Below are 25,113 nucleotides of genomic sequence, written 5' to 3'. Positions count from 1 at the left end.
GCTGAACACTCCTGAGGTCCCCCTCGTATGGAACGACGCCGCTTCAACTCCTGTCGGGCGCCTCGATAGCCCCGCAAGGAAGTCAGAGGAGTTCCATGGGACGCAATGCACGTAAACGACGCTCACCACTGGCCGTTCGCGCCGTGGCCGCATCCGCGGCCCTCGCGATCGGTGGTGGTGGACTTGTCTGGGCGAATTTCTACGCCTCCGCACACGAGGAGAACGGCGCCCAGAACCAGACCAAGGCCGCTGCCGCACAGATCGCCACGATCGACTGCCCGGACATCGGTCAGAAGCTCTCGAACGTCCCCAGCGGCGCCCGCGCCGGTGTGGACAAGGAGCTCGCGAATCTGGACAACCAGATCACCGAGGCCTACGCACGTCTCGCCTCCACTCGCCAGGCTCAGGCCGGCGACGCCAGCTTCGTTCAGAACGCGATCGTCGGTCCGCTGAAGGACAAGCGGGTCGCCGCGATCGACCGGATCCGCATCAACATCAAGCGGGCCGGTGGTTCCGGGGCTGACAACCTGGCGCAGTTCGCCCAGTGCACCGGTGTCGCGGCCGCGCCGCAGACCAACGCCGGCCAGGGCCAGGGCAACAACAACCAGGGCAACGGCCAGAACAACAACGGCAACCAGAACAACAACGGCCAGGCCAACGCCGGTGCGGGCAACGCCGGTGCGGGTAATGCCGGCGCGGGTAACGCCGGTGCGGGCAACGCTGGTGCCGGCAACGCCGGTGCGGGCGCCGGTGCGGGCAACGCCGCCGGTGGCGGCCAGGGCGGCAACGGTCCGGTGGCCTCCGACTTCGTCGACATCACCACGGTGCAGGCCAACGCCCAGCTGGGTGTGGGCGCGAACGGACTCGCTGCGAACGGCAACAGCGGCTCGCGTGGCTCCTTCACCACGAAGTGCGGCACCAACGGGAACGACAACCACAACACGGACAACGTGATCGTCGCCCCCGGTGTCGCCAACGGTGCGCACCACCTGCACGACTACGTCGGCAACCAGAGCAACGACGCGTTCGCCAGCGACCAGGAACTGCTCGCGGCCCAGACGAGCTGCCAGAACCAGGGCGACAAGTCGTCGTACTTCTGGCCGGTACTGCGTCTGCAGGACGGTTCGCAGGACTTCGACCAGAACGCGGACGGCGGTGGCAAGGAGGGCAACGTCGGCAAGATCCTCCAGCCCGTCCAGGCCCAGCTCAAGTTCGTCGGCAACAAGAAGGGCAACGTCGTCGCGATGCCGTCCGCCCTGCGCATCATCACCGGTGACGCCAAGGCCTTCGTCAACGGCAACGCGAACGCCAACGTGAACTGGAGCTGCACCGGCTTCGAGAACAAGGTGCAGCTGAAGGACAAGTACCCGATCTGCCCCCAGGGCAGCTCCGTGGTCCGTACGACCGACTTCCAGAGCTGCTGGGACGGCCAGAACATCGACAGTGCGAACCACCGCACTCACGTGTCCTTCGTCCAGGCCGACGGCACCTGCGCCAACGGCTTCAAGGCGATCCCCCAGCTCCAGGTCCGTCTGGTCTACAACGTTCCGGCCCCCAAGCTGCAGAACGGCACGGTCGTGAACCCGTACGCGGTGGACTCCTTCCCGGAGAACCTGCACAAGCCGATCACCGACCACAACGACTTCATCAACTTCTTCTCCGTGAACACGATGAACAAGATGGTCAACTGCATCAACACCGGCAAGAAGTGCCAGTAGATCCACCAGTGGCCCACCGACGGTGGGCCACCTGAGAAAGCCGGTGGCGGGTTCTCCCGCCACCGGCTTTCTCTTGTCCTTCTTGTTCCTGCTTCCGCTCAGCCTTCGTGGCCGGCCGCGTGGTGGTCGGCGCCCGCCTCGGTGGTCCCGCCGAGCTTGCCCTGCAGCTTGGCGATCATCTTCTGGTCGCCGACCGCGGTCCACTTGCGGCCGAGGAGGTAGAAGCCGCCGTAGTCCTTGGCCCCGTTGATCCACTCGCGCTGGCCGCGGTCGGTGGCGTAGGTCAGGAGAAGGAACTTGCCGTAGGTGGTGGTCTTGCAGGCGGCCTGGCGGAGCTCGTCCGCGTCGATCTGCATGATCGGCTTGCAGCCCGCCTTGCTCGCGAGCTGCTCCAGGCTGCCCGTCGCGGCGACCGGCGTGGCGTCGATCGCCGTCGCCCGATCGCTGTCGCCGCCCGAGCAGCCCGTCAGTGCCAGCGCCGCCACGGCTGTGACCGCGGCAGCCGCGAGCTTCGGTCGCGTCACCATCATCTGTTCGTCCTCCGGTCCGTTCGCCGCCGACATTACTCTCGGCCCATGCCGCGGGAAGCTCCGTCGAGGAGCCCCCGCCCTCGATACGGCTGCCGGGCACAGACCACTCAATCAGGGAACGTGTGTGCGAGAGTGGGCAAGTGCTGCATCTTCCCGGGGGCTCCGACATCTGCGGCTGCCGCCGCGGGCCCCGGACCCCCAGCAGAAAAGCAGGTCAGCAAGCATGACCGGCACGGACATCGCGAGGCGACCTGAGTGAACGCGGACTGGAATGAGCGCGTGGACGCGGCCTGGGCCACCTTCGACGACTACGACGAGGACCACGGGGCCGACTTCCGCGCCGTGATCGACACCCTCGTCGCGGAACTGCCCGCCGACAGCCCCCTGGCCCCATTCGAACAGGCGTGCGCCTGGGACTCCACGGGCCACTCGGACCGGGCGGCACCGCTCTACCGGGAGGCTCTCGCGCTCGGGCTCAGCGAAGACAGCGGCTACAAGGGCCGCCGCGCCAAGATCCAGCTGTCGAGTTCACTGCGGAACCTCGGGCAGGCCGAGGAGGGCGTCAAACTGCTCACGCCCGAACTGGACGCCCCCTCCGACGAGTTGGACGACGCCGTACGAGCGTGTCTGGCGCTGTGTCTGTCCAGCCTCGGCCGTGACCGTGAGGGCCTCTCGCTGGTCCTCGGCGCCCTCGCTCCCCATCTGCCGCGCTACCAGCGGTCGATGGCGAACTACGCCCGTCTGCTGACCGACCCCGACCAGTGACTCCGGGCGGGCCAGGTGACCATCCGACGATTCGCTCGTTCTGCTGAACGTGCAGTCACAGGATGTCGCCTTCAGTCCCACCCCCGGTAACAGCGCGAAGGGCCGCCCCGTCATCGACGTGGAGCAGGCCGAGGCCGCGCTCGTCGAGCACTACCCCCGGCTTGTCCGGCTCGCCTATCTGGTGCTGCCGCCGAGCCTCGGCCTGGGCCGACGGGTCCTGACCGCGCACGCCCTCACCCAGCGCGCGCTGCCCAGGGGACGCACGGCGACGGCCGCGATCCCGGCCCAGCCGAAGGGCCGCGCGGGCGACCCCGGTTACGCGCTCGTCCGCCTCCAGGTGCTGCGTACGGCACTCGCGGCGGGGCAGCCGTGGCGGGGCCGCACGCTGCCGAAACGGTCGCAGCTGCCGCCGCTGCTCCCCCAGGTGTGGGGCCTGCGGCTCTTCCCGCGTGCCGGCGGCGCCGAGGAACTCGCCCTGGACCAGCGGCTGTCGGCCCTCTCCGGCCCCGCGCGGGCCGCGTACGTCCTGCGCGGTCTGGAGAGGCTCCCGGACTCCGACGTACGCACCGCCCTGGAGGCCGCCGGGGTCGACCGGCCGATCGAGGCGCTCCGCGAGGCGGACGAGGTCCCGGCGCAGTACGCGCTGCTCGACTCCGCCGAGTTCGACCCCTGTTCGCTCCAGGCCCGCCCGACCGACCTGCTGCGGCGCAGGCAACACCTGAAGGCCGCGCTCGTCGCCGCCGCGGCCGTCGCGGTGTGCGGCGCGCTGCTCGGTCTGCCCGGCGACGGCTGGGCCCCGGACGGTGCCGCCGCCCCCGCGTACGCGAAGAACCCGGCCGCCGAAGCCGCCCTGGACCCGGCCCGGCTGACCCTGGTGGCGCCCGCCACCTGGAAGTCCTCCGCGCGCACCGACTTCTCCGTCTGGCCCGCGCGCGGTGACCTCGTCGGCGACAGCGCCCTGCTGCGCCGCGCCCTCGCCGTCTGGGCCCGCCCCGGCGAGGCGGTCCAGGTGTCGGCGACCCCGGGCACCCCGTCCGGCGGCCCGGCCGGCCCGCCCCAGCTCCTCTACGCGGGCACGGTCGACGCGGCCCACGTGGTGATCCTCTACGACGGTCTGCGCATCGCCCGGTACGCCGAACCGAAGGACGGCACGAGCGGGGCCGCCCTCGACTTCGCCCGCGTCGACGGCGCGACCGGCGCCGAGGCCGACGCGGTGGTCCTCGACCGGGCCGACGGCAACGTCCGCTATCTGACGGCGCCCTGGGTGCTCAAGGCGGAGATGCGGGACCTGCGCACGCCGGCCGGGACGCCGATCGACCTGGGGCTGACCGACGGGGCGACCGGACCGCTGGCCAGCCCGGTCGCGCAGACCGGCACCTGCCAGTCCTGGAACACGCTCCAGGTGACCGACGCCGGTGGCGCCCGTCTGCTGAGCGACCTCGGCGAACTCGTCCCGGCCCACCTCACCACGGGCCGCCCGACCGCACCCCGCGAGGCCTCGGCTCCGGCGGCGCTGGCGACATGGTCGCCGTTCGCCTGCTCCCTCGCCACGATGCACTCCCAGGGCGTGCGCTCCGTGAACGCCTGGCAGTACGCCGAGCAGCCACTGCCCGACGCGAGCGGCGCCGCCGACTGGGTGTGCACCCGCGCCGAGACCTGGCGGGGCGACGGCGCCCGGGTGCTGGCCCAGTTCCACACGCCGGGCGGGCAGTACGGGGCGGTCGCGGCGAAGTCCGAGAGCAGCCCGGCGTGCGGCCCCCGCGACCCGAACGTGCTCGCCGGAGTGCTGTGGAAGTCGGGGGCGGGCGAGTGGTTCATGCTGGCCGCCGGCACCGAGAACACGGCGTCGATCACAGCGACGGGCGGGGTGAGTTCTTCGGCGCGGGGTGCCATGCTGGCGGCGAAGACCCGGCAGGGCGCTCAGGCGGGCCTGAAGGGAACTCTCAAGGACGGGCGGGCCATCGGGGGGTTGCGCTAGCTGACACTGGCGTCAACAAGTCTGCACAGGAGGGTTTCCTCACCTCCTACTCATCAGTACATTGACGCCATGTCCAACAGCCCCGATCCCGTCGCCGCCGAACACGTTCCACCGCACATACCGGCTCACACACCGCTCAAGGCGCGCAAGGTGTCCTTCTCCTGGGAGGGCACCCCGCTGCACTGGGTGCCGGGGGATCCGTTCACCTCGCACACCATCAACGTGCTGCATCTGCTGCTGCCCGCCGGTGAGCGGTGGTTCGTGCACGTGTACAAGCAGGTGCTGCCGTACATCCGCGACGAACGGCTGCGGGCGGACGTCGTCGGGTTCATCGGCCAGGAGGCGATGCACTCCCAGGCCCACGACGAAGTCCTCCCGCATCTGAGGGAGTCGGGGCTCGATCCGACGCCGTACACCGCCCAGATCGACTGGCTCTTCGAGAAGCTGCTCGGCGACCGGTTCCCCCTGCCGGGCCGCCGGGCGCGCGAGTGGTGGCTGATGGAACGGGTCGCCGTCATCGCGGCCATCGAGCACTACACGGCGTTCCTCGGCGACTGGATACTCAACGCGCCGGAGCTGGACCGGCGCGGCGCCGATCCGACCATGCTGGACCTGCTGCGCTGGCACGGCGCCGAGGAGGTCGAGCACCGGTCGGTCGCCTTCGACCTGTTCACACACGTCGACGGGAGCTACCGGCGGCGCGTGCGGACCTGGCTGACCGGGCTGCTGGTGATGTTCTTCCTGTGGCAGCGCGGGGTGCGCTTCTTCATGGCGAACGATCCGGCCCCGAACCTCCGCAAGCCGACCTTCCGGGGCTTCTACGTGCGCGGGAAGCGGGGCCTGCTGCCGTCGACCCGGGCCATGGCGAGATCGGTGCCGCGCTATCTCGCCCGGGGCTACCACCCGTCCCAGGAGGGCTCCACCGAGCAGGCCGTCGCCTATCTGGCCTCCTCCCCCGCCGCCGTGGCCGCCGACCGGGGCGCCGCCTGATGCCCCGGCCGCTGACTCTCGCGCTCACCGCGGGGGCCGCGCTGCTCGCCCGGCGGGCCGTGCGGCGCCGGATCGAGGGCTCACCGCTGTGGCCGCTGCCGGCGCTGGCGGAGCCGGTCTCCGGCCGGCCGCGCTCCCGGGCCCTGCGGCTGACGGTCGCCGCGCACGAGACGGTCGCCGACGGGGTCGTACAACTCCGCTTGGAGGGACGGGAGTTGCCGGGCTGGGCGCCGGGTGCGCATCTCGATCTGGTGCTGCCGTCGGGGCTCGTACGGCAGTACTCGCTGTGCGGGGACCCGGCGGACACCTCGTCGTACACCGTCGCCGCACGGCTGGTGCCGGACGGACGCGGAGGCTCGCGCGAGGTGCACAAGGGACTGCGGGCGGGCATGACCGTCGAGGTGCGCGGCCCGCGCAACCGTTTCCCGCTCACCCCGGCTCCGGCGTACGTCTTCGTGGCCGGCGGCATCGGCATCACTCCGATCCTGCCGATGCTCCGGGCGGTGCACGCACAACCCGGCCTGGAATGGCGGCTGTTGTACGGGGGCCGGAGCCGGGCCTCGATGCCGTACCTCGCCGAGATCGAGGAACTGGGCGCGGGCGACGGCCGGGTGAGAGTCGTCGCGGAGGACGAGGACGGGCTGCCCGACCTCGACGCGCTGTTCGCGGATGTGGCGGCGGACCTGCCCGAAGGCACCGCCGTTTACTGCTGCGGCCCCGAGGCGCTGACGGCCGCGGTGGAGGCCCGGGTGCCCGAGGGTGCCGTGCTGCGTCTGGAGCGCTTCACCCCGCGTACGTCGACCGGGGGCGATCAGCCTTTCGAGGTCGAACTCCGGCGCAGCGGGCGGACGTTGACGGTGGCCGCCGACTCCACGGTGCTGGCCGCGGTACGGGCGGAGCTGCCGGACACCGCGTACTCGTGCGAGCAGGGGTTCTGCGGGACCTGCCAACAGCGCGTGCTCGCGGGGGAAGTCGACCATCGTGACGGGCTGCTGACCGACGCCGAGCGGGTGGACTCGATGCTGATCTGTGTGTCGCGGGCACGACGGAGTCCACTTGTGCTGGATTTGTGAACATCCTCGGTCGGACCCGTCCGTTGCGGGCCGTATCCGATCGGTAAGGTGTTCGCATGACAACCGGGGTTCGCCGCAGAATGGGAGTCGAGGAACGCCGGCAGCAGTTGATCGGCGTCGCCCTCGAACTGTTCAGCCGCCGCTCGCCCGACGAGGTCTCCATCGATGAGATCGCGTCGGCCGCGGGCATCTCGCGCCCACTGGTCTACCACTACTTCCCCGGCAAACTCAGCTTGTACGAGGCCGCGTTGAAGCGGGCGTCGGACGACCTGGCAGGCCGGTTCACGGAGCCGCACGAGGGTCCGCTGGGGTCGCGGCTGCTGCGTGTGATGCGCCGGTTCTTCGACTTCGTCGACGAACACGGGCCCGGCTTCGCGGCGTTGATGCGCGGTGGTCCGGCGGTGTCCGCGGACGAGGTGCGTTCGAGCAGCGCCTCGACGACGAACGCGCTCATCGACGCCGTACGACAGGTCGCGTACGTCCAGATCCTGTCGCATCTGGAACTGAGCGTCGAAGAGGCGCCCGCCCGGCTGGAGTTGGTCATCCGGACATGGATATCGCTCGTCGAGTCGACCGCGTTGATCTGGCTGGACGGGCGGCGGGTGCCGCGCGGTGAGCTGGAGGCGCAGCTCGTGCACGACTTCGCGGCGCTGGCCGCCGTGAGCGCCGCCTATGACGAGGAGATGGCCGCGCTGCTGCGCCGGATACTCAAACAGGAGCCCACCGACGGCCCGTTCAGCGACCTGGTCGCACGACTCATCTCGCTCGCGTCCTGATCGGCAACCGGCTCAGTTGTCGAACTTGCGGTAGGAGTCGTCGAGTTCGCGGACCTCGACCGAGGCGTGCAGGGCGAGTCCCTCGACGGGCTTCACATGGGCGCGTACCAACTCCAGTACGGCTTCCGTCAGTTGGGCCTTCGTCGCCACCGTGCGCCCGGTGAGCATGCCGATCCAGACATGCACGATCGCGTGGCCGTCGCTGTCCGCGCCGACCGTGGCGTCCTCGGTGCGGCGGAACTGCGTCTTGCACGCCTCGGGCTTCGCCTTCGCCGTGGCGACGACCTCCTCGTGCAGCGCGAGCGCGAACGCGCGCCGGTCGAAGGCCTCGGTCAGCGAACCCGAGTAGTCGACGGTGATCTGCGGCATGGGTCAAACCCCTGTTCTACGACGGCACGGCCATCACACCCTAGCCGTTGGCTCCGATCGTCAGCCCTGACCGTCGGCCCTAGTCAGCGAGCCGCAGCGCCAGCATCGCGATGTCGTCCTCCCGGTCGTGGCCGAAGGAGACCAGCAGTGTGTCGCAGAGGGCGTCCAGGCCGGGCAGCGCGCCGGAGGCCGCCGCGCGCAGGTGCTCCATGGAGTCCGCGAGGTCGGTGCCCCGGGTCTCGATCAGACCGTCGGTGATCATGAGGAGCCGGTCGGTGGGTTCGAGGAACAGTTCGGTGGGCGGCGGATGGGCGAGGCCCACACCGAGCAGCGGGCCCGCGGCCTTGGCGTAGTCGGCACTGCCGGTGTCGCGGATGATCAGCGGCGGGATGTGGCCCGCGTTGGCGATACGGGTGCGCCCGGTGCCCGGGTCGACGTGGACCAGGCAGACGGTGGCCGTGACCTCGGGGTGGTAGCGCTGGAGCATCCGGTCGAGGCGTTCGGCGAGCACGGCCGGGTCGCTCTCGTCGACGCAGTAGGCGCGCAGCGCGTGCCGGATCTCGACCATGACGGTGGCCGCGTCCAGCGAGTGCCCGACGACGTCACCGACCGCGGTGAGCATGCCGTCGTCGGTGCGCAGGGCGGCGTAGAAGTCGCCGCCGATCTCGGCGTCCCGGGACGCGGGCACGTACCGGACCACGACGTCGATGCCCGGCAGGTCGGGCAGCCGGTCGGGGCGGGGCAGGAAGCTGTGCTGGAGGGTGAGGGCGACATGCCGCTCGACCTGGTACATGAGCAGCGGCTCGGCGGCGAGCACGGTGGCCTGGGCGAGCCGGGCGACCAGGGACTCGTTCTCGGGGCTCACCCTGCGCGTCCCGCGGGTGGGCGTGGCCAGGCACACCGAGGCCCTGCCGTCCTCGGTGGGGATCAGCACCAGGCGGGCGTCGTGCTCCATGCCCGGCCGGAAGAACCCGGCGGGCCACAGCGGCGAGGGCACCGTGGTGATCTGCACCCCGCTCTGCCCGCGGGTGAGACGCCGCAGCAGACCCGCGACGAGGCGGTGGGCGTTCTCGTCCGGCATGGCGAGCGTGGTGCGGTCGCGCGAGGTGGCGCGGTACAGCTCGTCGTCCGGGCCGAGGAAGAACACGGCGGCGGGTGAGCCGGTGAGCCGCGCGGTGCCCTCGGCGGCGGCGTCGGCGAGTTCCTGCAGGGAGCGCGCCGACTGGATGGTGAAGATCGTCTCCGACAGCCGGGTCAGCCGCCGTGCCAGTGCCTGGTCGTCGGCCCGCAGCCGCGAGGCGCGTACCGCGGCCCGCAGCACCGCGTCGATCTCCCCGGGCTCGGCGGGCACCGTCAGATACGCCTCCCCGCCCGCCTCCAGCCCGTCGCGACGCTCGCCCGGGGACATGGCGGAGGCCGAGAAGTGGACGACGGGCAGGCCTGCCATGTGCGGCCTGGTCTTGATCCGGCGGCACAGTTCGACCCCGCTCACGCCAGGCAGGTTCACGTTGATGAGGGCCACGTCGGGCAGGATGCCCTTGCGCAGCCGTACGTCGAGTTCGGCGAGCGCCTCGTGAGCGCCGGCGACCGGGACGACCTGGTAACCGGCGCGGCGGAGCAGGGCACTCATCGCGTAGCGGCCGGCCGCTGTGCCGTCCACGACGAGCACGGTGGTGTCGGTCCGCTTGCCGTTGCCGTCCATCTGACCGCCCTTGGACACACCGGTGGGGCAGACCGAGGTCCATGGTCTGCCCCACCAGGGTAATCCCCTTGTCAGGAGGTGCGCGAGAACACCGCGACGGTTCTTGCCGGAACGGCGAACGTGCCCGAACCCCGGTCGTACGTGGCCGACTTGACGACGGGGTCCGCTCCCGCCCGCTGTACGGGATGCAGCGCGTACGAGGTCCCGGCGAGCGGGCCGACCCGCTGCTCACCGCGCTGGGGCGTCGCGTTGAACACGATGACGAGATCGCCGAGTTCCATGGTGATCACGCCGGGCCGACGAACATCGGCGAGAGCGATAACCCGCTTCACAACAAGGCCGCTTGACGGCCTAGTGCAAAGAGTAAGATCAGCCAAAAGGCGACCCCGGGAGCGTTTCTCAGGCCCTCCCGGGGTCGGTTTGGCCAGTCTCGAAGGAACTGACATGACGCAGCTTACCGCTGGTTTCACCATGCCTGGAATCGAGTCCATGGTGAAGCGCGTGGCCCTCTACGCCCGAGTTTCCACCAAGGAGCAAACACTCGGCCACAGCATGGACAGCCAGGAGGAAGACGGCCTCGCGCACATCGACGCGAACCCCTTCCTCACCCTCTTCAAGATCTACCGTGACCCCGGAATCTCCGGCACCAAATTCAGCCGCCCCAGCCTCGACCGTCTACGCGAGGACATCAAAGACGGCTTCGTGGACGTCGTCCTCGTCAAGGCTATCGACCGGATCGGCCGCTCCGAGCGCGTCCTCATCCCCTGGTTCTGGATGCTGGAAGAAGCTGGCGTCGCCGCCATCTCCCTTACCCAGAGCATCGACACCACCACCTCGAACGGCAAGCTCGCCCTCTCCACCTTCATCGCCCAGACCCAGGCAGAGTGGAACGCCGTCCGTGAACGCACCATCGACGGCCTCAACGCCAAGGCAAAGGCTGGTGGTTGGGTATGCGGCGTGCCTCCTTACGGCTACAAAATCGAAGGCCGAGGCCAACGCGGCGGCTCCAAGGCGGTCCCGCACCACAAGGAAGTCGAGGTCCTGAAGAGGGCCGCCCACTGCCTCCTCGAACAGGGATACAGCCTCGACCGCGCGGCAGAAGCCCTCAACGCCGACAACTACCGCACCCGCAGTGGCGTCGCTTGGACCGGCCCCAACCTCCGCCTGCGCCTCCAAGGCCCCATCCTCGACGGATACACCGAATACCGCAGCCTCAAGAACAAGGGCACCAAGACCGCCCTCGGCCCAGACGGTCAGCCGAAGTGGGGCCCGACCGAACGCATCAGCCTCCCGAAGCTTCTCGACGACGGCCTCGTCAAAAAGCTACGCACCTACTTCGATACCCGCTACGTCCCCCGGGGGAGCCGGGAACACCTCTATCACCTCTCCGGCCGCATCACCGGAACATGCGGAGGCTACTTCGTCGGCCGTCGCGTCGCGCAGACAAGGCGACACATGTACTTCTGCTTTGAGCACTCCAAGGACAGGGACGTGCGGGGGTGCAAGTACTACCGCGCGGACCTGATCGAAGAAGCCGTGTGGAAATCCGTCGTCGGCGTTTTCGGTGACCGCCAGTTCCTCGAAAGGGCTGCCGACGACTGGATTGGGGCCCTCCCCGTCACTGGGAACGAATACAGCTCGCGCATCACCGACCTCGATGCGCAGATCGACAAGCTCGAAACCATCCGAACCACGAAGCTCGTCGAATACACCGCCGCAGGTATCGCCCCCCTGGTGGTCAAGGCTGCCCAGGACAAGTTCGAGCAGAACATCAAGGAACTGAAATCCCAGCGCGCCATCGCTCAGACGCTGCTGTCGGAACTCGACGCGGCACTCGACCGCAAGAGCCAGATCCTCTCCCTCTCGGACCTTTCCTCGGAAAATCTACTGGAGGCTCCGCCACACGTTCGGTCTATGGTCGTCGAGATGCTGGACCTGAAGATCGAGTTCGTAAGGGACCCCAAGAACTCTGCGGCCGGCAGCCCCTGCAATGTCCAGGCATTTTTCCGCGAGAACGGGAAGCTGGTCCCGGACACCCTGACTGACGAGCAGTGGGGCATGCTCGTCAGCAAAGTCCCGGCGCTCACTCCGAAGGGCCGGAAGATCTCCTTGCGCACCGTCCTCGAAGCGGGCTTCTACAAAGTCCGCAACGACATCCGGTGGCGGGAGCTTCCGCAGCACTTCGGCAAGGAGGTGAGCTTGCGGGCCATCTGGCGAAAGTGGCTCACGGCAGGTGTCCTGGACGCCATCGTCGAGGCTCTGGGCGACTACGAGGGCACCGAGATCGACGAGTCCCGCTGGCTGCCGGAGATGAGGATTCGCGGTGTCCTGGAAAGTCACGTGGACGCAGGTCCACGACGAGGCTGAGCTCGGAGTTCGCGGTGAGGACGACCGAACAGGGGTCGGTGGCAGACCACACCCCCGTGGTGTCGTCACGCTGCATCTTCGCGAGAGAGCCGTCCATTCCGAGTTCACCGATTGCGCTGTGGAAGCCCGAACGGTCAGCATGGGACGGCCGTTACGGAAGGCCCGACCCGAGGCCGGCGTTCGACGCGGCGGCGTAGAGATCGTCGAGTACGCCGGCGATCTGGACACCCGTCGCCGCCAGCACAGCCCCGTTCGCGGCCCGTTGGGAGGCCACGAGCTGGCCGCGCAGGGCCTCGCGGACCCGGTCGCTGTCGCGCGGGTCGATCGTCCAGGCGGTGTACGAGGCGAGGTGCGGGAACCTGGCCTTCTGGGCGTCGGTGAGGGCCGACTTGGTGAGGCGGAGCCAGCGCTCGTCGGTGCTGGTAAGCGCGCCGTCCTTCGCCGTGATCGAGCCGGTGCGGGAGTACAGCAACTGGGTCGAGGCGGCGGTGTCGTTGCCGTTCCAGGCGACGGTGTTCCGGTCGATCCAGACCGCCTTGGAGGTGGTCGGGTCCAGGGCGGCCGAGCTGCCCGCGGGCTGCGGGAGCAGGTACTTCTCCTGGCCGTTCAGGAGCCAGACCTCGTGGCCGTTGGTCTTGAGGTCGAGGGCCTGGTCGGTCGAGAGGTCCTTCTCGTCACCCTTGTGGAGGATGTAACTGAGGCTGGTGACACCGGCGTTGAGTGGTACTTCGTAGACCGCGCCGTACGCGTCGGTCCGCACCGGCTCCAGGGGCTTCGACCAGTCCGTGGGGTTCGCGGCGCCGGACCAGACGTGCAAGCCCCAGCCGTCGTAGTCGCCGTCGGCGCGGTGGTAGTGGAGGACCGCCTTGGACGTGTCCTGGTCGGGATAGTCGGCGGTGGGCCTCTCCGTCAGTACGGCTTCCTTGCCCTGCTCGGCCCAGATCTCGCCGGTCTTCGTGACGTCGATCGAGCGGTCGGCGGAGACGTCCTTGGTGCCGTCCTTGTCGATGACCAGGTAACTGACATTGCTGGCACCGGGCTTGAGCTTGACGTAGGCGAAGGCGCCGTACGCGTCCCGCCCGACGAAGTCGTGGCCCGCCGGCCAGGTCGTGCCCTCGCCGTCGGCGATGTCGCCCCAGGCGTACAGACGCCAGCCGGTGTAGTCGCCGTCCGCGCGCTTGTAGTGGACGACCGCGTAGTCGCGCGAGGAGGCCGTGGGGACCTCGGGGGCGGGCGGGGTGCCCGTGGTGGAGGCCGCCATGGCGCTTGCCGTGCGTCCGGTGCTGTCGATCACAACTGCCTTGTAGCGCAGGGGTGTTCCGGGGGCAACGTCCTTGGCGATGGTCTGGGTGACCCGGTAGGGCGCGTGGTCGGCGGAGCCGAGGGTCTGCCACGTGCCGTTGCCTACCTGGGCGGCGAAGACGACGCGGTCGAGCCGGCCGCCGTCGACGTCGGCGGTGATGTTCACGGTGCCGGTGGCGCCGGTGGGCGGGGCTGTGAGGGTGACGGACGGCTTGGTGGCGGGGGTGGGGAGCTTGCCGGCGGCCTTGAGGACGATCGCGGCGCCGGGCGGGACGGAGACGGTGATCTTCCTGTCTGCGCCGCCGCTCGTCACCTTGGCGTCGGTGCCGTAGATCCCCTTGAAGGTCATGTCGGCCGAACCGGTCGCGAAGGTCGCCGTCTTCGCCTCGGCCGCGTTGTTGAAGGCGACGACGTACTCGGTGCCGTCCTTGGCGTCGGTGCGGGAGAAGGCGTAGACGCCGGGGCCGTCAGCCGCGTAACGCTCGGTCTGGACGCCGTCCGTGAGGGCCGGGTTGGCCTTGCGGAGCTTGGCGAGAGCACTGATCTGCCGGTAGAGCGGTGCTCTCGTGTCGTAGGCGTCGCTCGCGTGCGTGCGGTCGGTGCCGAGTTCGTCGTCGTCGAGGTAGTCGGTGACCTTCGAGGCGAACATGGTCTGACGGGCGTCCTTGTCACCGCCCGCGCCGGTGAAGCCCTGCTCGTCGCCGTAGTAGACGACCGGGTTGCCGCGGCCGAGGAACATCAGCTCGTTGGCGAGCCTGTCCTTGGCGAGCAGTTCGGCGTCGGTGGCCCGGGGGTTGTCCTGTCGCAGGAAGGACCCGATGCGGCCCATGTCGTGGTTGCCGAGGAAGGTGACCTGCTCGTACGCGTTGGCCTTGTCGGTCGTGTACTTGTAGTCGTCGCCGAAGACCGAGGCGAGCTTCTGGGCACTGCCGCCCTGGGAGGCGTACGAGCGGGCCGCGTCCTGGAAGGGGAAGTCGAGGGTGGAGTCCAGGCGGCCCTGGGTGACGTACGGGGAGGTCACGGACGTGTCGGCGGAGTAGACCTCGCCGAACATGAAGAAGTCGTCGCGCCCATGCCGGGCCGCGTACGTGTCGAGCGCCGTGGCCCACTGGGTCCAGAACTCCATGTTGACGTGCTTCACGGTGTCGATCCGGAAACCGTCGATCCGGAAGTCCCGTACCCAGCGCTCGTAGACCTTCTCCATCCCGCTGACGACCTCGGGACGCTCGGTCCACAGGTCGTCGAGCCCGACGAAGTCGCCGTACGTGGCGGACTCGCCGGCCCAGGTGGAGTCGCCCCGGTTGTGGTACATCGTCGGGTCGTTGAGCCAGGACGGGACCTTGGCGTTCCTCTTCGCGGCGGGCACTACGGGCGTGCGCGGGAAGGAGTCGGCGTCGACCTTCGGGAAGGCCTCGGTGCCGTCCGCGTAGTCGGCGTCGTCGAAGGGCTCGCCGTCCTTGGTGAGATAGGGGAAGGCACCCTTGGAGAGGTAGTCGTAGGACTTCTGCTCGTAGTCGACGACGTCGGCGGTGTGGTTGGTGATGACGTCGAAGAAGACCTTCAGGCCCTTGGCGTGTGCCTTGGCGATGAGGGTTTCGAGGTCCTGGTTGGTGCCGAAGTGCGGGTCGACCTGGGTGAAGTCGGTGATCCAGTACCCGTGATATCCGGCTGAGGCGTCCGCCCCGGTCCCCTGCACCGGCTCGTTCTTGAAGATCGGGGCCATCCAGATGGCGGTGGTGCCGAGGCCCTTGATGTAGTCGAGCTTGCTCGTGAGGCCCTTGAGGTCGCCGCCCTGGTAGAAGCCCTTGTCGGTGGGGTCGTAGCCGGTGGCGAGGCGTGAACCGGTGAGTCCGCCACGGTCGTTGGCGGTGCTGCCGTTGGCGAAACGGTCTGGCAGGACGAAGTAGAACTGCTCGCGGGTCAGGTCGTTGCGGGCGGCGGTCTTCGCCAGCTTCGCGTCGGAGGGGGGCGGGGGCGGGGTGGCGGCCCCCGCGGACCCGGCAGCCAGGGGCTGGACAAGGGCCGCTATCAGCGCGGTCACGGTGAGCGCGGCGACTCGTCCGGCGTGGGCGGTACGGGTGGTACCGGCGCCACGGGTGGTACTGGCAACGCGGGTGGTACTGGCTGCACGGCGCCTTGTCGGCGACGGCCATCTCGGTATCACGGATGGACTCCTTGCGATCACGGCTCTTCGGGTCCGACCCCGCGCGACCGTACCGCCGCCGAAAGGTTTACAGCAAGGGTCTTGAAAGCAACGGAAAGAACTTTCAGCAGGTGGACTTGCCCGCGTAGATCGCGAGGGCCGCGTTGGAGCCGAGGGTCGCGGTGAACTGACCCGAACCGTTCACGGTGACCGGAGTGTTGCTCTGCACGTTGCAGTACGTACCGGCGGGCAGCGAGGTCTGGTACGTGCGACTCAGGCTGCTCGACTCGTGGTTGATGGCCACGTACCCCTTACCGCCCCGCCCGAAGGCGATGGCGTCGCCCCCGTTGTCCCACCAGTTGGTGACGGACTCGCCGCGCACGGTGTTGCGGAAGGCGACCATGCGCAGGATCTCCGGCCAGGCGTGCTGGCACTTCCAGCCGTCCTGCCAACAGGCGTTGACGGTACCGCCGTTGGGCGGGCCGGCGTCCGTGTCGGAGAACTCGTACCCGGAGTTGATGTCCGGGGCGCCGTACGGGTGGGCGAGCATGAAGACGTTGGCGAGGGTGTAGTTGGCGTTGTCCTTGTAGCTGAGCGTGGAGCCGTTGCGCTCGGTGTCGTGGTTGTCGACGAAGACACCGGCGACCGAGCTGCTCATGTAGCCCCAGCCCTCGCCGTAGTTCTTCAGGTAGGCGAGGTTCTCGTTGTTGAAGACGCGCTTGAGGTCGTACGCGTAACGGAACTCCTGGACGTCGCCGTTGCCCGTGTACTCGGTGGGCTGGACGGCCTCGCCGCTGCCGTAGATGACCTCCTGCTTCCAGTACGCCGACGCGTTGCTCAGCCGGGACTTGATGTTGGCCAGATCGGCCGCCGGAATGTGCTTGGCCGCGTCGATGCGGAAGCCGTCGACACCGTAGCCGAGCAGGGAGTTCAGGTACCCGGCGATGGCCGAACGGACGTACTCCTCACCGGTGTCGAGGTCGGCGAGCTGCACGAGCTCGCAGTTCTGGACGTTGGCGCGGTTGGTGTAGTCGCTGACGGTGGCCGTGCAGTCGTCGAAGTCGTAGGAGGAGTACAGGCCGGGGTAGTTGTACTTCGTGTACGACGAACCGCCGGTGCCGGTGCCGCTGCCCGCGGACATGTGGTTGACGACGGTGTCGACGACGACCTTCACACCTGCGGCATGACACGTGTCGATCATGCTCTTGAAGGCGGTGGCGTCACCGAGGCGGCCCGCGATCCTGTAGCTCACCGGCTGGTACGACGTCCACCACTGCGAGCCCTGTATGTGCTCGGCGGGCGGGGAGACCTGGACGTATCCGTAGCCGGCGGGGCCGAGGGTGTTGGTGCACTCCTTCGCCACCGAGGCGAACTTCCACTCGAAGAGGACGGCGGTGACGTCCTTGGTGCCGGGCGGGGAGGCGTGGGCGGCGCCGGCCGGGACGGCGAGCGCGATCGACGCGCCGGCCACGAGGGCGAGCGCGCCGGAAAGGGTTCTACTGGCCATGTGGGGGTCCTTCTCCATTGAAGGTCCAGGCAAGATCACTTGCCGGTTCTTGCTGCAAGATGACTGAAAACTTTCAACGGACCAGAAGGTACGAGCCCACTTGTGGGACGGTCAACCCTTGGGACGCTCCCTCTTCACCGGACGCGATCCCGCGCGGGTCGCAGGGCTCGGTCGAGGCTGGAGATCTCTGCATCGGGGCGGCCCGGACCGTATCGCGGCAGAGGGCAGGCCGCATGTATCCCCACTGGTATCAAGTCACGCCGGCCGCGCAGGGGCATACCGAAGTGGTTCCTCGCTGCCGTGCGGGAATCGTCATCCGGTTGCCGTGATGACGTTCGGTCATCCAGTCATCCAGTCGTCCAGGTCTGGTTGTCCCTGCCGTTGCATTCCCAGAGGACCGCCCCCGTTCCGCTCGCTCCCCCGAAAATGTCGACGCATTTCTGTGACTGCTCAGCGAGCAGTCCGTACCGGAGAGGTGGAACTGCCGGCTGGCGTCGCCGCTGCATCCGGTCAGTCGGATCTCGGTCCGGTCAGCCGCCGGTCGCGGGAGCAGAACCTGCAGTACCACCCCCGGCCTGGGCTCGACCGGCGGATGTCCTTGACACAGTTGCCGGATTCTTGAGAGAACCTGGGCCTTTTGGAGCTGTGCCCGGTGAATCGGGTACCGGTACAACTGACGGGTGACAGAACCTCTTGGCCCCGGCAGGATCGTCGGCCGCACCGGCCCGAAGCCGGGACAGTGGACCAAGCAGTCGGCGGGCGCGATGTTCGCCGGCGTCGCCGCGTTTGCGATCACTCGCGACATCGCGTTCGAGCGTTTCCGGCATACGCTGCCCGGCCATGCGTACACGGCTACGGTGCTGGTGGGATTCGTTGTCGCCGCCGTCGCCTCCCGCGTTGCTCTGTTGTGGCTCAGGCGACTGCCGTAGCCGGACCCACGGGATCCTGGGTTGCCTCCCTCACGCAGGGCCCGCCACCCCGAACCGGGCGGCGGGCCCTGCGAGTTCGACCTCAGCCGGTCGTCCACCACACCGTCGTGTCCGCCGGCAGCTTCGCCTCGGCCTCCGCCACGGTCACCTCGCCGCTGGCGACCAGGACCTCCCCGTACGCCGGGATCGTGACCGACTCGCCGCTGGCGTTCGCGACGCACACGAACTCGCCGCGCCGGAAGGCGAGGACGCCCTGCGGGGACTTCAGCCACTCGACGGAGTCGCCCGCGCCGAGGCCGGGGTGTTCGCGTCGGGCGCTGAGGGCGGCGCGGTACAGCTCCAGGGTGGAGCCGGGCGTACCCGTCTGCGCCTCGATGCTCAGCTCGGCCCACTCCGCGGGCTGCGGAAGCCAGGAGCCGCCGTCACCGAAGCCGTACGACGAGCCCGCGCGGGTCCACGGGATCGGCACCCGGCAGCCGTCACGGAAGCCGTCCTGGCCCTCGCCCCGGAAGTACGCGGGGTCCTGGCGGACCTCGTCCGTGAGGTCGACGACGTCCGGCAGGCCCAACTCCTCGCCCTGGTAGACATACGCCGAGCCGGGCAGCGCCAGCATGAGGAGGGTGGCCGCGCGGGCCCTGCGCAGGCCCAGCGCGCGGTCTCCAGCCAGGCGGATCTGCGTGCCGAGGCCGGGCTCGTTGGCGAAGCGGGTGGCGTGGCGGGTCACGTCGTGGTTGGACAGGACCCAGGTCGCGGGGGCGCCGACCGGGCGCATCGCGTCCAGGGTGCGGTCGATGACGGCCTTCAGCTCCGCCGCGTCCCAATAGGTGGCCAGGTACTGGAAGTTGAACGCCTGGTGGAGTTCGTCGGGGCGGACGTAGTTCGCCGTGCGCTCGATGGTCGGGGTCCAGGCTTCGGCAACGAAGATGCGCTCGCCCGCGTACTCGTCGAGGACCAGGCGCCATTCGCGGTAGATGGCGTGTACGCCGTCCTGGTCGAAGAACGGCATGACATCGTTGCCCAGCAGCTTGAGCTGGTCGTGGGATCCGAGGTCCGGGAGGCCTTCCGCCTTCACCAGTCCGTGTGCGACGTCGATACGGAAGCCGTCGACTCCCATGTCGAGCCAGAACCGCAGGACGGAGCGGAACTCGTCCCCGACGGCCGGGTGTTCCCAGTTGAAGTCGGGCTGCTCGGGCGCGAAGAGGTGCAGGTACCACTCGCCGGGGGTGCCGTCCGGCTCGGTGATCCTCGTCCAGGCCGGGCCGCCGAAGATGGACTCCCAGTCGTTGGGCGGGAGTTCGCCGTTCTCGCCCTTGCCGGGGCGGAAGTGGTAGCGGTCCCGCAGCGACGAGCCGGGGCCCTCGCGAAGCGCCTGCTTGAACCACTCGTGCTGGTCGGAGGAGTGGTTGGGGACCAGGTCGACGATGATCCGCAGGCCCAGTTCATGGGCGTCGCGGATCAGGGCGTCGGCGTCCAGGAGGTTGCCGAACATCGGGTCCACGGCCCGGTAGTCGGCGACGTCGTAGCCGGCGTCGGCCTGCGGGGAGGCGTAGAAGGGGCTGAGCCAGACCGCGTCGACGCCCAGGTCGCGCAGATACGGCAGCCGGGTGCGTACGCCCTCCAGGTCGCCCATGCCGTCGCCGTTGCTGTCGGCGAAGCTGCGGGGGTAGACCTGGTAGATCACCGCGTCGCGCCACCAGTCGCCGTGGGCGGTGAAGGTGTTCGTGGCGGCGGAGGTCGGGGCCGGAGCGGCGGGGTGCTGGCTCATAACATCCTTGATATGTAACGGAGTTCGGGTCACAGGGCGTTGTGAAGCTGCGGGTTCGGTGTAGCTGGTCGCGCAGTTCCCCGCGCCCCTGAAAGGGGCGCTGCGGACTTGGGCGGCCCGCGGTGACAGCGAGGTCGGATGGACACCGCGGGCCGCCGACCCGTACGACAGAGCCGTACGGGAGTTTTACGCAGGACGGGGCGTCAGCCCTTTGTGCCGCCCGCCGTCAGGCCCGCCACGAGGTTCTTCTGGACCAGGTAGAAGAAGGCCGAGACAGGTATCGCGACCAGTACCGCGGTGGCGGCCATCAGGTTGCGCTGTGCGTCGTGCTCGCTGACGAAGCTCTGCAGGCCGACCGCGAAGGTGTACTTCGTGTCCGACAGCATGAACGTCGAGGCGAAGGCGACCTCGCCGAACGCGGTGATGAAGCTGTAGAACGCGGCGACCGCCAGGCCCGGTTTGGCCAGCGGCAGGATCAGCCGCGCGAAGGTGCCGAAGGGGGTCAGCCCGTCGACGCGTCCCGCCTCGTCGATCTCGAAGGGGATCGTGTCGAAGTATCCCTTGAGCAGCCAGGCGCAGTAGGGCACGGCCGTGGAGCAGTAGACAAGGACCAGGCCGAGGTAGTTGTCGATGAGCTGGAGGTCCGAGAGGATCTGGTACATCGGCACGATGAGTACAGCGATCGGGAACATCTGGGTGACCAGCAGTACCCACATGAACTTGCGGTAGCCGGGGAAGCGCATCCGCGAGACCGCGTACCCGGTGGTCGCCGCGACCATCACCCCGATGACCGTCGTACCGAGCGAGACGATCAGCGAACTCCTCATCCAGTCGAAGAAGTTGGTGTGCTGGAGGACGAACGAGTAGTTGTCGAACGTCATCTTGTCCCAGATGCCTCCGGGGTGGAGGTAGTCGTCCTTGTCCGGGCCGAGGGACAGATAGAGCAGCCAGGCGATCGGGAAGAGCGCGATCAGGCTCGCGACGGTGAGGATGCCGTGGGAGGCGAGGGTGGTGGCGAGGCGGCGTCGGCCGGGTCGCCCGGGCTGCGGGGCGGCGGCCGGGTCCGACTGCGCGGGCTTCTGAACGGTCATGGCACTCATGGGGGTGGGGACTCCTGCCTCAGATCGCGAGCTGCTGGTCATTGCGGTTCAGCCAGCGGCGGTAGAAGGAGGTGAAGACGATCAGGATGGCCAGCAGCAGCATGCCGTAGGCCGCCGACTGCGCGAAGTCGCGCGGCTGTTGGCCGAAGCCGAGGTAGTAGGCCCAGGTGACGAGGATCTGCGCGTCCGGGGCGGTGTTGCCGAACAGCAGGAAGATCACGGCGAACTGGTTGAACGTCCAGATGATGCCGAGGAGTACGACGGTCGAGCTGACGGAGCGCAGGCCCGGCAGGGTGACGTACCGGAACCGCTGCCAGGCGTTCGCGCCGTCCATGTCGGCGGCCTCGTACAGCGTGGAGTCGATGGACTGGAGGCCGCCGAGCAGCGAGACCATCATGAACGGCACACCGCACCAGGTGTTCACCATGATCGCGGCGAACCGCTGCCAGAAGGTGTCCTCCAGCCACAGCGGTGACGGCAGGTGTACCGCGTCGAGCATCGAGTTGATGATGCCGCCGTCCGCGAGCATGAACCGCCAGCCGAACACCGTGACGAAGGTGGGCACGGCCCACGGCAGTACCAGGATCAGCCGGTAGAAGGTGCGCCCGCGCAGCTTCTGGTTGAGCAGCAGGGCCAGGCCGAGGCCGATGCAGTAGTGCAGGGTCACGCAGAGCGCGGTCCAGACGATCGTCCAGATGAAGTGCGACCAGAAGCGGTCGTACGCGGTGTCGCCCCACAGGATGTCGGCGTAGTTGTCGAAGCCGATGAACTTGTAGGTGGCGTCGATGTGGTTGACGCCGATCGTGCGGGCCGAGTTGAGGCTGTTGGCGTCCGTGAGCGTCAGATAGATGCCGCGCACGAGCGGGTAGAGCACGAGTCCGCCGAGCACGACGACCACGGGGGCGATCATCGCGTACGCGTACCAGTACTTCTGGTAGGCGTGCTTGAGACGATCGAGCCGTCCGGGTCGCGGCCCGGGCTCACCGCGGCGCTTGCCGGTCGCGCGGTCGATGGCGACTGTCATGGGTTCGACACCTTCTGGAAGATCAGGAAGTCCAAGGAGACCAGGGGGTACGGCAGCCAGGCCGATGACCGTCGGAACTGTCCCCGGGTCCAACCGGTCAGCTCCGACGGTCATTCGGGGTCATGTGCCGATCACTCGCGGACTACTTGCCGAAGTCCGGGACCAGTTTGGCGATCGCGGTCTCCGCGTTGCCGAGGCCCTTGTCGAGGGACTCCTTGCCGCCCGCGATCTGCGCCAGCTCGGTGTCGAGCGGACCCCACAGGGAGCTGTACTCGGGCAGCGCCGGGCGGGGCTGGGCGGCGGCGAGGACGCCCTGGTAGCCGGCGAGGCCCGGGTCGGCCTTGACCTCGGCGGTGTAGGCGTCGTCGCGGGTGGGCAGCGTCGAGTTCTTCAGGGCGATCTGTGTCTGGGACTTCGCGGACGTCATGAAGTTGACGAACTTCAGTGCCGCCTTCTGGTGCGCGGCGTCCGAGCCCGCGTACACGGAGAGGTTGTGGCCGCCCGTCGGCGCGCCCGCCTTGCCGGTGGAGCCGGCCGGGACGGTGGCGATACCGAGATTGGCCTTGTCCTTGAACGCGGCGCCCGCGTAGAAGTTGGTGATCTCCCACGGCCCCTGGACGATCGCGGCGACCTTGCCGGTGACGAAGGCGTCCTGGATGTGGGCGTAGGCGTCGGCGGTGGTGTCCGCCTTGTGCAGGCCCTTGCCGTCGAAGAGGCCGAGCCAGGTGCCGTAGGCCTTCTTGGCGGCGGCCGAGTTGACGGTGATCTTCTTGGCGGTGGCGTCGACGGTGTCGGTGCCCTCGCCGTAGAGGAACGACTGGGCGTAGTAGGCCTGGGTGGAGCCCCAGTAGCCGTCGACGCCGGTCTTGGCCTTGATGGTGGCGGCGGCCGTCTTCAGGTCGGCCCAGGTCTTCGGGGCCTCGGTGATGCCGGCCTTCGTGAAGAGTTCCTTGTTGTAGACCAGCGCGAGGGTGTCGGTGACCAGCGGTGCGCCGTACGTCTTGCCGTCGTACTTGGCCTGTTCGATCAGGCTGGGCTGGAACTTGGCCTCGTCGGTGAGGGCCTCGGTGCCGTCGAGCGGCAGCAGGAAGCCCTTCTTGGCGAAGGCGGGGGTCCAGCCGACCTCGGAACGCAGCACGTCCGGGGCGCCGGACGCACCGGCGGCGGTGTCGAACTTGTTCTGCGCCTGGTCGAAGGGGACGTTGACGTACTTGACCTTGACGCCCTTGTTGGCGGCCTCGAACTCCTTGACCAGGGCCTGGTACGTCGGCGCCTCGTTGGTGGCGTTGGAGGTGTCCCACCAGGTGATGGTGACCGGACCGTCGGCCTTGTCACTGCCGCTGTCGTCTCCGCCGCAGGCCGTCGCCGCGAGGGCGATGGACGCCACCAGCGCGGTGGCCACTATGCCACGCCGCATGAGTTCTCCTTGAGGGTGAAAGCCCGTGTACTGACGGAAACGGGCCCGTCCGCCGTTTCCGCCGACTTGCCGGCCGCTCCGTTGCCGCCGCCGGGCGACGTGAACGTAACAGCCAGGTAAGCGCGACGAAAGACCTTGCAGCAAAAAAATGCAAGAACCGACGACAGTTACCGCGCCGTGACCCTTGCCGCCTTCACCGGCGGGTTCCTCAGCCCCTGTTCTGCCGCTGCCCAGCGGGATTCGGGACACTTGTGCAAGACTCTGCAAGCTCTTGCCATGTACGCCCCATCAGACCCACGCATGACACACGTGAGACCCACGCCAGACACACGTGCCAGACACGAGGGAGCGCGATGACGCAGCAACCCGCGGCGGCGAGCGGCCGTCCCGGCCGTCCGGTGGGCCGTTCGACGGCCCGTGCCCGGCGGCCGTTCGGTGGGCAAGGCGAGGGCCGGCCGGTACAGTCCAGCCCTGTGACCACACGGCTTGCCGACATCGCCGCCCAGGCGGGGGTGAGCGAAGCGACGGTCAGCCGGGTCCTGAACGGGAAGCCGGGCGTCGCCGCCACCACCCGCCAGACCGTGCTCGCCGCCCTCGACGTACTGGGCTACGAGCGCCCGGTCCGGCTGCGGCAGCGCAGCGAGGGCCTGGTGGGCCTCATCACCCCGGAGCTGGAGAACCCGATCTTCCCCGCGCTGGCGCAGGTCATCGGGCAGGCCCTGACCCGGCAGGGTTACACGCCGGTCCTGGCCACCCAGACGCCCGGCGGCTCGACGGAGGACGAACTGACGGAGATGCTCGTCGACCGGGGCGTGGCCGGCATCATCTTCGTCTCCGGTCTGCACGCGGACACCTCCGCCGACATGCAGCGTTACGATCAACTGCGCGCCCAGGGCGTGCCGTTCGTCCTGGTGGACGGCTTCTCCCCCAAGGTGCAGGCGCCGTTCATCTCGCCCGACGACCGCGCGGCGATGACCCTCGCGGTGACGCACCTCGTCTCCCTCGGCCACACCCGTATCGGACTGGCTCTGGGGCCGAAGCGTTTCGTGCCGGTGCAGCGCAAGATCGAGGGCTTCGTGCGGACGATGCAGGATCTGCTGGGCCTGACGGCACAGGACGTCGAGACGCGGTTCGTCCAGCACTCGCTGTACACCCTGGAGGGCGGCCAGGCGGCGGCCATGGCGCTGATCGACCGTGACTGCACGGCGGTGGTGTGCGCGAGCGACATGATGGCGCTGGGCGCGATACGGGCGGCCAGGCAACGCGGTCTGGAGGTCCCCCGGGACGTCTCGGTCGTGGGCTTCGACGACTCCCCCCTGATCGCCTTCACCGACCCGCCCCTCACCACCGTGCGCAAGCCGGTCCCGGCGATGGGCCAGGCCGCCGTACGCACACTCCTCGAGGAGATCGGCGGTACACCCGCTCCGCACAGCGAGTTCGTGTTCATGCCGGAGCTGGTGGTCCGGGGTTCGACGGCCTCGGCCCCCGGGGACCGCAACCGTTCCCGGTAGCGCTCCCGGACTCCACCCCCAGTGTCGTTCTCAGGGTGGAGAATTCCCCGCTTCGGCCAGTGCCCTGGTAGTACTCCGGGCCGTCTCTCCCCACCGTAGGACGTGCGGGTCGGACAGGACCAGGGGATGATCTGGGAGGGGACCGTA

Annotated in this window: 17 protein-coding genes and 2 pseudogenes; 9 read left to right on the top strand and 10 right to left on the bottom strand. The window is 68.8% G+C overall.

Going from position 1 to position 25,113, the window contains the following annotated elements:
• The first annotated feature begins 95 nt into the window (after positions 1–95).
• A complete protein-coding gene (locus tag ACW4TU_RS33425; RefSeq protein WP_457419325.1) occupies positions 96–1,718 on the top strand; it encodes a DUF1996 domain-containing protein in 1,623 nt (540 codons plus the stop codon).
• Positions 1,719–1,816: 98 nt separating this feature from the next.
• Here the strand turns inward: ACW4TU_RS33425 and ACW4TU_RS33420 are convergent, their stop codons facing one another.
• A complete protein-coding gene (locus tag ACW4TU_RS33420; RefSeq protein WP_457419323.1) occupies positions 1,817–2,248 on the bottom strand; it encodes a hypothetical protein in 432 nt (143 codons plus the stop codon).
• A gap of 255 nt (positions 2,249–2,503) precedes the next feature.
• On the opposite strand from ACW4TU_RS33420, the gene ACW4TU_RS33415 reads away from it, so the two are divergent.
• The 5 genes from ACW4TU_RS33415 to ACW4TU_RS33395 all read left to right on the top strand — a co-directional run bounded on the left by ACW4TU_RS33415 (position 2,504) and on the right by ACW4TU_RS33395 (position 7,830).
• Positions 2,504–3,013 carry a tetratricopeptide repeat protein gene (locus tag ACW4TU_RS33415; RefSeq protein ID WP_457419321.1) on the top strand — a complete coding sequence of 170 codons (510 nt, stop codon included), beginning with the start codon at positions 2,504–2,506 and terminating at the stop codon, positions 3,011–3,013.
• 49 nt (positions 3,014–3,062) lie between these two features.
• Entirely contained in the window at positions 3,063–4,991 is a 1,929-nt protein-coding gene (locus tag ACW4TU_RS33410) for a hypothetical protein (RefSeq protein WP_457419320.1), read from the top strand.
• Positions 4,992–5,060: 69 nt separating this feature from the next.
• Positions 5,061–5,981 carry a metal-dependent hydrolase gene (locus ACW4TU_RS33405; protein WP_457419318.1) on the top strand — a complete coding sequence of 307 codons (921 nt, stop codon included), beginning with the start codon at positions 5,061–5,063 and terminating at the stop codon, positions 5,979–5,981.
• Positions 5,981–7,054, top strand: coding sequence for a PDR/VanB family oxidoreductase (locus tag ACW4TU_RS33400; RefSeq protein WP_457419316.1), 1,074 nt, complete (start codon positions 5,981–5,983; stop codon positions 7,052–7,054). Before ACW4TU_RS33405 ends, ACW4TU_RS33400 begins: the two co-directional genes overlap by 1 nt.
• 56 nt (positions 7,055–7,110) lie before the next feature.
• Entirely contained in the window at positions 7,111–7,830 is a 720-nt protein-coding gene (locus tag ACW4TU_RS33395; RefSeq protein ID WP_457419314.1) for a TetR/AcrR family transcriptional regulator, read from the top strand.
• Between the two features lie 12 nt (positions 7,831–7,842).
• On the opposite strand, the gene ACW4TU_RS33390 is transcribed toward ACW4TU_RS33395, so the two are convergent.
• The 3 genes and pseudogenes from ACW4TU_RS33390 to ACW4TU_RS33380 all read right to left on the bottom strand — a co-directional run.
• Complete coding sequence (locus ACW4TU_RS33390) at positions 7,843–8,199, bottom strand: 5-carboxymethyl-2-hydroxymuconate Delta-isomerase (RefSeq protein ID WP_457419312.1); 357 nt, start codon at positions 8,197–8,199, stop codon at positions 7,843–7,845.
• 79 nt (positions 8,200–8,278) lie between these two features.
• Entirely contained in the window at positions 8,279–9,901 is a 1,623-nt protein-coding gene (locus ACW4TU_RS33385; RefSeq protein ID WP_457419310.1) for a SpoIIE family protein phosphatase, read from the bottom strand.
• Positions 9,902–9,972: 71 nt separating this feature from the next.
• Positions 9,973–10,197: pseudogene (locus tag ACW4TU_RS33380) on the bottom strand (alpha-1,6-glucosidase domain-containing protein); the annotation flags it as partial.
• On the opposite strand from ACW4TU_RS33380, the gene ACW4TU_RS33375 reads away from it, so the two are divergent.
• Positions 10,160–12,268, top strand: coding sequence for a recombinase family protein (locus tag ACW4TU_RS33375; protein WP_457419308.1), 2,109 nt, complete (start codon positions 10,160–10,162; stop codon positions 12,266–12,268). The pseudogene ACW4TU_RS33380 and the gene ACW4TU_RS33375 overlap by 38 nt on opposite strands.
• Here the strand turns inward: ACW4TU_RS33375 and ACW4TU_RS33370 are convergent.
• Both ACW4TU_RS33370 and ACW4TU_RS33365 read right to left on the bottom strand, forming a co-directional pair.
• Positions 12,240–15,734 (bottom strand): annotated as a pseudogene (locus ACW4TU_RS33370) (alpha-amylase family glycosyl hydrolase); the annotation flags it as partial. The gene ACW4TU_RS33375 and the pseudogene ACW4TU_RS33370 sit on opposite strands and share 29 nt — an antisense overlap.
• A gap of 103 nt (positions 15,735–15,837) precedes the next feature.
• Complete coding sequence (locus tag ACW4TU_RS33365; RefSeq protein WP_457419306.1) at positions 15,838–17,220, bottom strand: alpha-amylase; 1,383 nt, start codon at positions 17,218–17,220, stop codon at positions 15,838–15,840.
• Positions 17,221–17,900: 680 nt separating this feature from the next.
• On the opposite strand from ACW4TU_RS33365, the gene ACW4TU_RS33360 reads away from it, so the two are divergent.
• Positions 17,901–18,149 carry a hypothetical protein gene (locus ACW4TU_RS33360; protein ID WP_457419304.1) on the top strand — a complete coding sequence of 83 codons (249 nt, stop codon included), beginning with the start codon at positions 17,901–17,903 and terminating at the stop codon, positions 18,147–18,149.
• An 82-nt stretch (positions 18,150–18,231) separates the two neighbouring features.
• Here ACW4TU_RS33360 and ACW4TU_RS33355 read toward each other — a convergent pair whose 3' ends face one another.
• The 4 genes from ACW4TU_RS33355 to ACW4TU_RS33340 all read right to left on the bottom strand — a co-directional run bounded on the left by ACW4TU_RS33355 (position 18,232) and on the right by ACW4TU_RS33340 (position 23,455).
• Positions 18,232–19,914 (bottom strand): glycoside hydrolase family 13 protein, encoded by a 1,683-nt coding sequence (locus ACW4TU_RS33355; protein ID WP_457419302.1) that lies wholly within the window; start codon positions 19,912–19,914, stop codon positions 18,232–18,234.
• A 203-nt stretch (positions 19,915–20,117) separates the two neighbouring features.
• Entirely contained in the window at positions 20,118–21,014 is an 897-nt protein-coding gene (locus ACW4TU_RS33350; protein WP_457419300.1) for a sugar ABC transporter permease, read from the bottom strand.
• Positions 21,015–21,033: 19 nt separating this feature from the next.
• Complete coding sequence (locus ACW4TU_RS33345; RefSeq protein WP_457419298.1) at positions 21,034–22,038, bottom strand: carbohydrate ABC transporter permease; 1,005 nt, start codon at positions 22,036–22,038, stop codon at positions 21,034–21,036.
• Between the two features lie 142 nt (positions 22,039–22,180).
• Complete coding sequence (locus tag ACW4TU_RS33340) at positions 22,181–23,455, bottom strand: extracellular solute-binding protein (RefSeq protein ID WP_457419296.1); 1,275 nt, start codon at positions 23,453–23,455, stop codon at positions 22,181–22,183.
• Positions 23,456–23,928: 473 nt separating this feature from the next.
• On the opposite strand from ACW4TU_RS33340, the gene ACW4TU_RS33335 reads away from it, so the two are divergent.
• Positions 23,929–24,966, top strand: coding sequence for a LacI family DNA-binding transcriptional regulator (locus tag ACW4TU_RS33335; RefSeq protein ID WP_457419294.1), 1,038 nt, complete (start codon positions 23,929–23,931; stop codon positions 24,964–24,966).
• Positions 24,967–25,113 lie beyond the last annotated feature (147 nt).

The sequence above is a fragment of the Streptomyces kryoterrae genome (assembly GCF_054072135.1).
Note: the sequence above shows the minus strand (reverse complement) of the source record. Positions and strands in the feature narration are given on the sequence as shown.

What these genes read in the sequence shown, in the direction of transcription:
- ACW4TU_RS33385 (WP_457419310.1), bottom strand. Translation starts at nt 9,901, where the DNA reads ATGGACGGCAACGGCAAGCGGACCGACACCACCGTGCTCGTCGTGGAC.
- ACW4TU_RS33425 (WP_457419325.1), top strand. Translation starts at nt 96, where the DNA reads ATGGGACGCAATGCACGTAAACGACGCTCACCACTGGCCGTTCGCGCC.
- ACW4TU_RS33390 (WP_457419312.1), bottom strand. Translation starts at nt 8,199, where the DNA reads ATGCCGCAGATCACCGTCGACTACTCGGGTTCGCTGACCGAGGCCTTC.
- ACW4TU_RS33400 (WP_457419316.1), top strand. Translation starts at nt 5,981, where the DNA reads ATGCCCCGGCCGCTGACTCTCGCGCTCACCGCGGGGGCCGCGCTGCTC.
- ACW4TU_RS33395 (WP_457419314.1), top strand. Translation starts at nt 7,111, where the DNA reads ATGACAACCGGGGTTCGCCGCAGAATGGGAGTCGAGGAACGCCGGCAG.
- ACW4TU_RS33345 (WP_457419298.1), bottom strand. Translation starts at nt 22,038, where the DNA reads ATGACAGTCGCCATCGACCGCGCGACCGGCAAGCGCCGCGGTGAGCCC.
- ACW4TU_RS33340 (WP_457419296.1), bottom strand. Translation starts at nt 23,455, where the DNA reads ATGCGGCGTGGCATAGTGGCCACCGCGCTGGTGGCGTCCATCGCCCTC.
- ACW4TU_RS33350 (WP_457419300.1), bottom strand. Translation starts at nt 21,014, where the DNA reads ATGAGTGCCATGACCGTTCAGAAGCCCGCGCAGTCGGACCCGGCCGCC.
- ACW4TU_RS33355 (WP_457419302.1), bottom strand. Translation starts at nt 19,914, where the DNA reads ATGAGCCAGCACCCCGCCGCTCCGGCCCCGACCTCCGCCGCCACGAAC.
- ACW4TU_RS33405 (WP_457419318.1), top strand. Translation starts at nt 5,061, where the DNA reads ATGTCCAACAGCCCCGATCCCGTCGCCGCCGAACACGTTCCACCGCAC.
- ACW4TU_RS33375 (WP_457419308.1), top strand. Translation starts at nt 10,160, where the DNA reads ATGACGAGATCGCCGAGTTCCATGGTGATCACGCCGGGCCGACGAACA.
- ACW4TU_RS33365 (WP_457419306.1), bottom strand. Translation starts at nt 17,220, where the DNA reads ATGGCCAGTAGAACCCTTTCCGGCGCGCTCGCCCTCGTGGCCGGCGCG.
- ACW4TU_RS33420 (WP_457419323.1), bottom strand. Translation starts at nt 2,248, where the DNA reads ATGATGGTGACGCGACCGAAGCTCGCGGCTGCCGCGGTCACAGCCGTG.